Here is a 9,985-nt window from a genome sequence, read left to right as displayed (position 1 = left end):
ATTCGGTCGTCGGAACCGACGGTCCGGCCGGCGCGGTGCTGGCCGGTGCGCTCTGCGCCGGCGCCGGCGGCACCTCGTTGACGATCGCCGAGCCGGCACGGTGGGCACCGGCCATGATCGCCAGGACGATGCTGGTCACCATGAAGGCCCCCGCCAGGCCGGCGGTGACCCGGGTCAGCAGGTTGGCCTGGCCGCGGATCGAGACCAGCCCGCCGCCGCCGCCACCGCCGCCGATGCCCAGGCCACCGCCCTCGCTGCGCTGGATCAGGATCACCCCGATCAGGGAGACGGCGATCAGGACATGGATGACGAGCAAGACCTGCTGCACTGGACACCTGTCGGCAAACGAAAACGGCCGGCTGCGCCCAGCAGCCGGCGATGGCGCTTATGTAGCGAAGACCAGCCCCCAATACCAGCCCCTCGCTGCGCCTGTGCAGGACTCTGCCCTGCACCGCCGGCGCGGCTATTGTCCGACATGGCATTGACGCCCGCGGCGCCACGGCCGATCCTAAACCGATTCAGATCCCGGGAGGAGCAACATCGTGGCGACGAAGTTCGGCATCGGCCAGCCCATGCGCCGCAGCGAGGACCCCCGCCTGTTGAAGGGCGGCGGCCGCTACACCGACGATGTCTCCGCGCCGGGCCAGGCGCAGGCCTGGTTCCTGCGGTCGCCCTTCGCCCATGCCGAGATCCGCGGCATCGACACCACGGCCGCCGCGGCCATGCCGGGCGTGATCGGCATCGTCACCATCGCCGATCTCGACGCTGACGGGATCGCCGACCTGAAATGCTATGCCCCGGTGAAGAATCGCGACGGGTCGGACCAGGTGCTGCCGCCGCGGCCGATCCTGGCGCGCAGGCGGGTGCGGCATGTCGGCGAGGCGGTGGCGCTGGTGGTGGCCGAGACCATCGAGCAGGCCAAGGACGCCGCCGAGGCGATCGAGGTCGACTATGATTCGCTGCCGTCGGCGACCGACCTCGTCGGCACGCTCGAAGGCCCGGCGATCTGGGACGCCGCGCCGACCAACCTGTGCTTCGACTGGGAGTTCGGCGAGAAGGACAAGGTCGATTCGCTGTTCGCCCAGGCCGACCGGATCGTGAAGGTCGACCTGGTCAACAACCGGGTCGTCGCCTCGCCGATGGAGCCGCGCTGCTGCCACGCCGACTGGGATGCCACCGACGGCCGCTTCGTGCTCTACGTCTCCTGCCAGGGCGTGCACATGCTGCGCGACATGCTGGCGAACGACATCTTCAAGCTGCCGCCGGACCGGTTCCTGGTCCGCAGCACCGATGTCGGCGGCGGCTTCGGCATGAAGCTGTTCATGTATCCGGAGTACCCGGCGACGCTGTACGCCGCGCGCAAGTTCGGCCGGCCGGTGAAGTGGACGTCGGAGCGGACCGAGGCCTTCATCAGCGACGACCATGGCCGCGACAACGTCACCACGGTCGAGCTGGCGGTCGACAAGGACGCCCGCTTCCTGGCGCTGCGCGTCGACCTGATCGCCAATATGGGCGCCTATCTGTCGAACTTCGCGCCGTTCATCCCGACCATGGCCGGCGGCGCCCAGATGCTGAACGGCCTGTACACGCTGCAGGGCGTCTATGAGCGGGTGCGCGGCGTGTTCACCAACACCCAACCGGTCGACGCCTATCGCGGCGCCGGGCGGCCGGAGGCGGCCTTCAACGTCGAGCGCATCGTCGACCACGCGTCGCGGGTGCTGGGCATCGACCCGGTCGAGCTGCGGCGGCGCAACTTCATCCCGCCCTCGGCGATGCCCTATGCCACGGTCACCGGCGTGACCTATGACAGCGGCGAGTTCACCCGCAACCTCGAGGAGGCGGCGCAGATCGCCGATGTCGCCGGCTTCGAGGCGCGCCGGCGCGAGTCGGCCGCCAAGGGCAAGTATCGCGGGCTCGGCATCGCCACCTATGTCGAGGCTTGCGCCGGCGGCGAGGACGAGGCCGCCGATGTCCGGGTCGCCCGCGACGGCAAGGTCACGGTCTATGTCGGCACCCAGACCAACGGCCAGGGCCACGAGACCGCCTACAAGCAGATCATCGCCGAGCATCTCGGCGTCGAGCCCGACCAGGTCACCATCGTCCAGGGCGACACCGACCTGGTGCGCACCGGCAACGGCACCGGCGGCTCGCGCTCCATCCCGGTCGGCGGCGCCGCGATCCGCGACGGCTCGCTGAAGGTCCAGGACAAGGCCAAGCTGCGGGCCGCGGACCTGCTGGAGACGGCGGCGGTCGACATCGCCCTCGTCGACGGCCGCTTCACCGTGGTCGGCACCGATAAGGCGCTGACCCTGGCCGAGATCGCCGCCCAGACCGAGACGGCCGCCGACACCGAGATCGTGTTCGAGGAGCGCGGCAGCTTCGCCCCGCCCTCGGCCACCTTCCCGAACGGCGCCCATATCGTCGAGCTGGAGATCGATGGCGACACCGGGTCGCTGGAGATCCTGCGCTACACCGTGGTTGACGATTTCGGCCGGGTGCTGAACCCGCTGATGGTGACCGGCCAGGTCCATGGCGGCATCGCCCAGGGGCTCGGCCAGGCGCTGCTGGAGCATGCGGTGTTCGACCCCGACAGCGGCCAGCTGCTGTCCGGCTCGTTCATGGACTACGCCATGCCGCGGGCGGTCGACCTGCCCTTCGTCACCTTCAAGTACAACGAGATCCCTTGCACCACGAACCCGCTCGGCGTGAAGGGCGCCGGCGAGGCCGGGGCGATCGGCGCGCCGCCGTCGATCATCAACGCCATCGTCGACGCGCTGTCGCCGCTCGGGGTCGAGCATGTCGACATGCCGGCGACGCCGCAGAAGCTGTGGCAGATCATCCACAGCCGCCAGCAGCGCCAGGCGGCGGAGTAGCCGTCAGGCAAAAGCAGCGGCGCCGTCCCAGCGGGTCCAGAAGCTCGCCGGGACGCCGCCGTGCCGGGCGTGGAAGGCCTCGAGGCGCTGCCGGCTCTTGGGCTTGCCGCCGTTCTCGAGCGCGATGCCGAGGAACCGGGCGGCGTTCATCCCCATGAAGCCGGCCGCCTGAGTGGCGCTCATGTGGAGCCGGCTCGTCAGGCCGGTCCGCATCCCCTCGTAATAGTCCTCGGTGCCGGGGGCTCGCGACAGCATCACCCAATCGGTCCCGTACATCAGGCGGGACCGGGCCGGGCCGCCCTGGAGGTCCAGAACGGCGTTCAGCGCCCGCAGCACCGCCTCATTGGTCGTCTTCTGGTCGGCCGTCTGCTCCGCCACCGCGTCGAAGTCGCTCAGATCGGCATAGAGGGTGGGATAGGTCTTCATCATCCCGATGATCGTCCCGGTCCAGCCATTGGGCTCGCCCTCGGCAAGGTTCCAGAAGCCGCCGAAATGGCCGAGGTTCAGGCGCAGCCCGGGCCATCTGTCGAGCACCGGCCGCCAGGCCTCCGGCGAGCCGCACTTGCCCGCCGCCGGGTTGGGAAACTGGCTGTAGGAGCAATGCGCCATCACCGGCACGTCCTCGGCGATGCACCAGTCGTAGAGCGCGGCCAGGCCCTGATCGAGCCGGGCCGCCCAGTCCGGCCCGGTCTGACGGAGCCGCGGCGGATAGGCGTCAGGATTGGCCTCGGCGTTGCCGTAAGGCAGGAAGCCCATGACCGGGTACAGCTTCACGCCGATGAAGCCGCGCTGCCCGACGGCATCCTTGACCATCGCCAGGTGGCCGGGCTCCTCCATCTGCCGCCAGGGGCAGAACGGCACATAGGGATGGACCGCATAGGGACCCGGCCGACGCGCGATCGCGGACATGACGTCGATCTGGTCGCGCAGCGAGCTGCTCTCCTCGTTCAGCCACTTGCTGTAGTCGATCAGGGCCGGGACCAGGAGCGCCACGTCGCCGTCGTTCCGCGCCGGCAGGGTGATCAGGCGCCGCAGCAGCTCGGTCCGCGGGCGGGTCACCAGCTTGGCGAGGCGGAACACGCCGGTGACCTCGTCCTCGACGGCGGTGACGCCCCGCGCCGCATCCGCCGGCAGCGCCCCTGCCCGATCCCGCAACGGCAGCCCCTCGGGGCGCGCCGCGCGGCTCGGGTCGCGCCGCGCCAGCAGGTCCAGCAGCCTGACATCTCCATCGCCCAGAGACTCGGCGGTCGCCAGCCTCGCGCCGTCTCCGGACAGCAGTTCGACCGCCTTCTGGCGAAAGGCCGCGGCCTCCCGCGTGTTGGCCAGGAGCTCCGCCGCTGCCCTCTCGATATCCGCCTGGATCAAATCGTCGTCGGCAGGTGTCCGCCCGCGTTCGAGTTCCCGAAGCTCCCGTTGCGGCGACCAGGCGCTGCGATTCATGACCAGCGACACCAGGGTCACCAGCGGCACCAGCGGCAGCCCGCTGAGCGGCTTGCCCTCCAGCACCACGTCGAGCACGAAGCTGGCGATCGGCAGGTCCCGGGCGTTGAAGACATGGCAATGGACGTCGATGGCATAGGCCGTGTCCGGAATCACCGGCAGCCTTTCCACCGGATCCAGCCGCCGGCATCCGAGCGAGGCCAGCAGCGCCGCGCTGCCGATTCCGAGAAGCGCGTCCCGCCGGTGCAATCCGGGTCGAGAGGCCGCGGTCATGAGCCCTCCAAATCCTTGATCGAAATGCGCAAAGGATCGAATTCAGAGCATCAGTAGAGATGAAATATTTGGCTATTCAGGGGCAGTTTCAGGCACGAACCTTACAAAGGTATAGCGAATCGAGACGGGACGAAAGCGGCCTAGAGGAGAGCGGCGCCCTCCCCTGAGAGGGCGCGGCGCCGTCGCCGGAACAGGGCGGCCAGGGCATCGGCCACGGCGCGGACGGCGGCGTCGCGGCGCAGGTCGCCATGCAGCATCAGATAGACGTCCTCGGCCAGCTCCGGCACCGGATCGCCGAGGCGCAGCAGCCGGTCGTCGGCATCGCCCAGGAAGCAGGGCAGCAGCGCCACGCCGAGCCCGTCGGCCGCCGCCCGGTGGCGCAGATACACCTCGCCCAGCCGGCAGCGCATCACGCCCTGGACGGCCACGCCGTCGAGCCAGGCGGATTGCGACGGCGTCCGCTCCGGCTCCGGCAGGCCGATGAAGTCGAGGCCGGCGAGGCTGCCGTCGCCGGCCAGGCCGCGCGGCTCGATATAGGCGCGCGCGGCATAGAGGGCGAAGCCGATGCGGCCGATCCGGCGGGCCGCCAGATCGCCCTCCTCCGGCACCCGGCGCATGCGCAGCGCGATGTCGGCTTCGCGCCGGGCGAGGTTGGCCCGCTCACGCGAAGTGCCGATCGCGATCGGCTGGTCGCTCTCGGCCAGCAGCGCCTGCAGATGGGCGGTCAGGAACAGCGAGACCGAGCTGGTGGCGGACACCCGCACCGGCTCGGGCTCGGCCGTGGCGGCCTGGTGCAGTTGCCGCAACAGCGCGCCTGCCCCCTCCTCCATGCCGCTGGCGGCCTGCAGCAGCGCCCGGCCCCGCGCGGTCAGCTCCAGCCGGTTCGGCAGCCGGTCGAACAGCCGGGCGCCGGCCAGATCCTCCAGCGATCGCAGGTGCCGGCCGATGGTCGGCTGGCTCAACCGGAGGCGCCGCGCGGCCTCGGTCAGGCTGCCGGCCCGGGCGACGGCGAGGAAGATGCGGATGTCGTCCCAGTTCGGCTCGCCCGTGGTCACGCTCAGCCTAAGAGTCGGTGCAGCTGGGCGTATTGCAGCAGGAGAATGGTCTTGCCGTCCATGATCTCGCCACGCCCGACCATGGCCAGCGCCTCGGCCAGGGTCGGCTCCAGGATCTCGATGTCCTCGCCCTCGGCCGCCACCCCGCCGCCGTCCGCGGCCCGGTCCGCCGGGGTGTATTCGGCGACGAAGAAGACCAGCCGCTCGGTCACCGACCCCGGGCTCATGAAGGCCTCGAACACCCGGCGCGGCGCCGCCACCCGATAGCCCGTCTCCTCCTCCGCCTCCTGGCGGATCGCGGTCTCGGGGTCGCGGTCGTCGAGCAGGCCGGCGCAGGCCTCGATCAGCGGCTCCGGATGACCGTTGACATAGGCCGGGAAGCGGAACTGCCGGGTCAGCAGCACCCGGCCGCGCGCCGGGTCGTAGAGCAGGATCGCCGCGCCGTTGCCGCGGTCATAGGTCTCGCGGCTGAGGGTCTGCCAGCTGCCGTCCTGGCGCCGGTAGTCGAAGGTGGTCTTCTTCAGCACGTACCAGTCGTCGGACAGGGTCTCGACCGATTGGATCCGGATCCGGTCCTGCATCACGCGCATCCTGGCACCTCGGCCAGGCTGCGGTAGACCGGCCGCCCGGCTTGGCTGAAGATCGCCACCATCGCCTCGGCGCCGACGGAGGGGCCGCCGATGCGCAGGCAGGCGTCGCAGCGCCGTGCCACGCGCTCGCCGATCGGGTGGAAGATCTCGTCGAAGACAGCGTCGCCGAGGCCGATGGAACCGGCGGTCTCGACCAGCGGCAGGGCCAGGGCCTCGCCGGTGACCGGCAGGTGGCCGGCCCGGAACAGGCTCAGCGCGGCCTCGTTCATGGCCCGCATATTGGCCGCGATCCGGCCGGGATCGTCGCCGGTGCCCGAACGGTACGGGCCCGCGACCAGGATCATCAGAGGGGATGCCAAGGTGCCTCCGCAAGGGGTGTTGTTGCGGCGGCATGATCGGAGGGCTGGCGAGCCGTGGCAGCCCGACAAGCCTGAACGCCCGTCATTCAGGAACGATGGGCTGCATTTCTCCCGAAGATGGCGCGGGCCGCGTCGTCGGCCGCTGCCTCGCCGCTGAGATAGGCGCCGTGCACGTCGCCCATGTAGCGGTCGTGCACAGCCTCGCCGGCGAAGAACAGGCGCTCCTCGACCGGCCGGGCCAACGCCCCGCGCGCCGCCGCCGCGCCCGGACGGGCGACGGCGTAGCAGCCCACCGCCCAGGGGTCATGGTCCCAGTCGGCCAGGACGTGGCGGCCGGTCAGGGCCGAGCGGATGCCGGAGCCGAACAGAGCGGACAGCCGACCCACCGCATAGTCGATCATCGCCGGCGCGCCCGCGGCGGCCAGATCCTTGGCGAAGGGCCCATTGACCATCATCGTGACGACGTCGCGGCCGTCCTCGCGCAGAAGGAACTCGACCGACCGGCCGGAGTCCGCCATCAGGACCGGCCCGGCGATGTCGCCGAACGGGTTGCCGGCAAGGCCGAGCGACAGCTTGTTGCAACTGCCCATCGGCAGGTCGGCGACCGCCTGCCGCTTCCAGCCCGGCAGCGGCGGGTCGAAGCGCAGGTCATCGCCGGCGAGGACACCGGTCGGCACGGTGACGATCACCGCCCGGGCCTCGACCGTGCCGCGCGGCGTCTCGACCGCGACACGCTCCCGGCTGTGCCAGGCGATCCGAGTTACGGGGGTGTCCAGCTCCACCAGCACGGACCGGGCGTGGCGCGCAACCAGGGCGCCCAGCCCGTCCAGGACCGGCCAGTCGTCGCCCTCCCAGACATAACGCGCGAAGTCGATGCTCGAGCATCCGGCCGGCGGCACGCCCTGCTTCGCCAGGAACGCGGCCTCGAACAGCCCGCCTTCCCGGACCAACTCGGACACGGCGCCATCATCCCGGGCGGCGGCGATCCGGGCAAAGCCGTCGGCGATGCCGGCATCGGCCACTTCCAGCTCGGCCCCCGACAGCAGGCGGCCATCGATCGCCAGCCGGGTCGGCCCGGGCGACCGGTCGACCCGGATGCCGTAGCGCTCCGCCAGCGGTGTCAGCGGGTTCAGCGCCGGGGAATGCAGCCAGTGGCCGCCGAGATCGACCGGCGCGCCCAACGTCCTGGTGTCGGTGAAGGCGCGGCCGCCGATCCGCGACCGCGCCTCTAGCACGACGAAGGAAACCCCGAGGCTTTGAAGGCGCCGCGCCACCGCCAGCCCGGCCGCGCCCGCCCCGACGATGACGATGTCCGGCATGACCTATCGCCCGCCCAACCTCTCCCACAGGAACGCATGGATCAGAGCCTGGTTGAAGGCGGTCTGGGCGTTGTTGGCGGCGGCGCCGTGGCCGCCCTCGATGTTCTCGTAGTAGAGGACGTCCCGGCCCATGGAGATCATCCGGGCCGCCATCTTGCGGGCATGGCCGGGATGGACCCGGTCGTCGCGGGTCGAGGTCAGGAACAGCACCGGCGGGTACGCCGCGTCCTGCCGCAGGTTCTGATAGGGCGAGAAGCTCTGCAGGAACGCCCAATCCTCCGGCTTGTCCGGGTCCCCGTATTCCGCGGCCCAGGAGGCGCCGGCCAGGAGCTTGGTGTAGCGCTTCATGTCGAGCAGCGGCACGGCGCAGACGATGGCGCCGAACAGCTCCGGATACGTCGTCAGCATGTTGCCGACCAGGAGGCCACCATTGCTGCCGCCCTCGATGCCGAGACGGGGGACGGAGGTGATGCCGCGGGCGACCAGGTCGCGCGCCACCGCGGCGAAATCCTCATAGGCGCGCGGCCGATTCTCGCGCAGCGCCGCCTGGTGCCAGCGCGGCCCGTATTCGCCGCCGCCGCGGATGTTGGCCACGGCATAGACGCCGCCACGGTCGAGCCACAGCCGCCCCTCGCCCGGGATGTAGTGCGGCAGCAGCGGCACCTCGAAGCCGCCATAGCCGGTCAGCAGGGTCGGAGCGCTGCCGTCGCACGGAGAATCTTTCCGCGCCACCACGAAATAGGGCACCCGGGTGCCGTCGGCCGAGGCGACGAAATGCTGCTCCACCGCATAGGGCGAGGCGTCGAAGAAGGACGGCGCCTGCTTCAGCGATTCGAAGCCGGTCTCGCCGGCCGTGCCGCGATACAGCGTGTCCGGCTCGAGGAAGCCTGAGGCCAGCACCAGGATCTCGTCGTCCTGGTGCGGGGTGGTGGCGACATAGGCGATGGTGGCGGCCTCGGGCAGGCCCTCCAGGGTCCCGCGCTGCCAGCCACCCTCGCCCGGCGTCAGCACCTCCACCCGGCTCTTCACATCGTCGAGGATCTGCAGGACCAGGTGGTTGCGGGTGCCGGAATAGCTCGACAGCGCCGTGGTCTCGCTCGGCTCGAACAGCACAGCGAGATCGCGCTTCCCGGCGATCCAGTCGTCGAACCGGGCGGCCAGCAGCGCGCCGCCGGGATAGGTGTTGCCGCCGACGGTCCAGTCCGTCCGCGGCGACACCAGCAGCCACGGGCCATGGGTGCCGGCCTCGGCGTCGCGCGGCACGTCGATCAGGGTCAGGGCGCCGTCATCGCCCAGCAGGAACAGCTCGCTGGTGTAGAAGTCGATCCGCCGGGCGACGAAATCGCGCTCGAAGCCGGGGAAGCGGTCGTGGAAGGCGTCGACCGCGAGGTCGTCCTCCTGCCCCTCATAGACGGCCGTCGCCGCATCCAGCGCCTGGCCGCGCCGCCACAGCTTGGAGATCCGCGGATAGCCGGAGCGGGTCAGCGACCCCGGCCCGAAATCGGTGCCGACATAGATCGAATCGGAATCCTTCCAGCCGAAGCGGCTCTTCGCCTCGGGCAGGACGAAGCCGTCGGTGACGAAGCTGCGGCTCTCCAAGTCGAACTCGCGGACGACATGGGCGTCGGCGCCGCCGCGCGACAGGGCGATCAGGCAGCGCCTGTAGTCAGGCTCCAGCACGTCGGAGCCGTGCCAGACCCAGTTCTCGCCCTCCGTCTCGGCCAGGGCGTCGAGGTCGAGCAGCACCTCCCAGACCGGCTCGGCGGTGCGGAACGAGGCCAGCGTCGTGCGCCGCCACAGGCCGCGCGGATGGGCCGCGTCGCGCCAGAAATTGTAGTAGCGGTCACCGCGGCGGACGACGTGGGGCAGCTTGGCCTCGGAATCGAGGATCTCCAGCATCTGCCGGCGCATCCGCTCGAACGCCGCCGTCTCGGCGAAGCGGCCGGTGCTCTCGGCGTTGCGCGCCCGGACCCAGTCGAGGGCCTTCGTGCCGTCGATGTCCTCGAGCCACAGGAAGGGATCGTCGGAAGCGTCCATGGTGCCCGTGCCGGTTGAATCCGTGGCCGGCCAGAATAG

At 70.7% G+C, this 9,985-nt stretch carries 8 protein-coding genes; 1 reads left to right on the top strand and 7 read right to left on the bottom strand.

Translation table 11 applies throughout. The annotated features are described in order from the left end of the window. On the bottom strand, positions 1-328 hold a 328-nt coding region (gene secG, locus AAHM41_RS18915; protein ID WP_342238122.1), incomplete at its 3' end, for a preprotein translocase subunit SecG. 214 nt (positions 329-542) lie between these two features. Here secG and AAHM41_RS18910 point away from each other — a divergent pair. Next, the gene (locus AAHM41_RS18910; RefSeq protein WP_342238121.1) at positions 543-2,873 is read left to right on the top strand and encodes a xanthine dehydrogenase family protein molybdopterin-binding subunit; all 2,331 of its coding nucleotides are present in this window, start codon (positions 543-545) and stop codon (positions 2,871-2,873) included. Positions 2,874-2,876: 3 nt separating this feature from the next. Here AAHM41_RS18910 and AAHM41_RS18905 read toward each other — a convergent pair whose 3' ends face one another. The 6 genes from AAHM41_RS18905 to AAHM41_RS18880 form a co-directional block, all read right to left on the bottom strand. Continuing rightward, positions 2,877-4,586, bottom strand: coding sequence for an amidohydrolase family protein (locus tag AAHM41_RS18905; RefSeq protein ID WP_342238120.1), 1,710 nt, complete (start codon positions 4,584-4,586; stop codon positions 2,877-2,879). Between the two features lie 140 nt (positions 4,587-4,726). Further along, a complete protein-coding gene (locus tag AAHM41_RS18900; RefSeq protein ID WP_342238119.1) occupies positions 4,727-5,641 on the bottom strand; it encodes a LysR family transcriptional regulator in 915 nt (304 codons plus the stop codon). A gap of 2 nt (positions 5,642-5,643) precedes the next feature. Beyond that, a complete protein-coding gene (locus AAHM41_RS18895; RefSeq protein ID WP_342238118.1) occupies positions 5,644-6,222 on the bottom strand; it encodes an NUDIX domain-containing protein in 579 nt (192 codons plus the stop codon). Beyond that, positions 6,222-6,590: a hypothetical protein gene (locus AAHM41_RS18890; protein ID WP_342238117.1), complete on the bottom strand. Its 369-nt coding sequence runs from the start codon at positions 6,588-6,590 to the stop codon at positions 6,222-6,224. Before AAHM41_RS18890 ends, AAHM41_RS18895 begins: the two co-directional genes overlap by 1 nt. An 86-nt stretch (positions 6,591-6,676) precedes the next feature. Further along, positions 6,677-7,909 (bottom strand): flavin monoamine oxidase family protein, encoded by a 1,233-nt coding sequence (locus tag AAHM41_RS18885; protein WP_342238116.1) that lies wholly within the window; start codon positions 7,907-7,909, stop codon positions 6,677-6,679. A 3-nt stretch (positions 7,910-7,912) separates the two neighbouring features. Further along, a complete protein-coding gene (locus AAHM41_RS18880) occupies positions 7,913-9,946 on the bottom strand; it encodes a prolyl oligopeptidase family serine peptidase (RefSeq protein ID WP_342238115.1) in 2,034 nt (677 codons plus the stop codon). Positions 9,947-9,985 lie beyond the last annotated feature (39 nt).

The sequence above is a fragment of the Inquilinus sp. OTU3971 genome, assembly GCF_038440215.1.
This window is presented reverse-complemented; position numbering and strand designations above follow the sequence as displayed.

Bases quoted from the DNA above. Each gene is read 5' to 3' on its own strand.
- AAHM41_RS18905 (WP_342238120.1), bottom strand. From the start codon at position 4,586: ATGACCGCGGCCTCTCGACCCGGATTGCACCGGCGGGACGCGCTTCTC.
- AAHM41_RS18895 (WP_342238118.1), bottom strand. From the start codon at position 6,222: ATGCAGGACCGGATCCGGATCCAATCGGTCGAGACCCTGTCCGACGAC.
- AAHM41_RS18885 (WP_342238116.1), bottom strand. From the start codon at position 7,909: ATGCCGGACATCGTCATCGTCGGGGCGGGCGCGGCCGGGCTGGCGGTG.
- AAHM41_RS18880 (WP_342238115.1), bottom strand. From the start codon at position 9,946: ATGGACGCTTCCGACGATCCCTTCCTGTGGCTCGAGGACATCGACGGC.